This window comes from Paraburkholderia sp. UYCP14C (assembly GCF_004197395.1).
In the GTDB taxonomy this organism is placed as follows: Bacteria; Pseudomonadota; Gammaproteobacteria; order Burkholderiales; family Burkholderiaceae; genus Paraburkholderia.
The window spans coordinates 1-353 of record NZ_SELS01000365.1 but is presented as its reverse complement, the minus strand read 5'-3'; the positions used below and the strand labels follow the sequence as shown (position 1 = coordinate 353).

1 protein-coding gene is annotated in these 353 nt (G+C 55.2%); it reads left to right on the top strand.

Features of this window, described 5'->3' with window-relative positions; all coding sequences use genetic code 11:
- Positions 1-30: 30 nt before the first annotated feature.
- Positions 31-353 (top strand): glycosyl hydrolase family 28 protein (locus EVC45_RS45235; protein ID WP_248295564.1); only part of this gene is annotated, 323 nt, incomplete at its 3' end.

The following is a 353-nucleotide window of genomic DNA, read 5'->3' as shown; positions in this document are numbered from 1 at the left end:
GCGCATAACCACTTCTACTATGGACACGGCATGTCGATTGGCAGCGAGACGAATGCGGGAATCAGCAACGTCGCGGTTGTTGATCTGACGATGGATGGAGGCGACAGTCCAAACGGAAACGGCTTGCGGATTAAGTCTAGTTCGTCGCGAGGTGGCGACGTGAGCGATGTATCGTACCGCGAGGTGTGCATGCGCAACGTCGCTCAGCCACTAGTGTTCGACCCATATTACAGCTCATCGTCAGGCACACTGTACCCGAACTTCCTCCAGATTGGAGTCCACCGATTTCACTATCTCGGCAGCAAGAAGTATGGGGGCGGACGGCTGACGTTCTCGGGGTATGAAAACCGGAA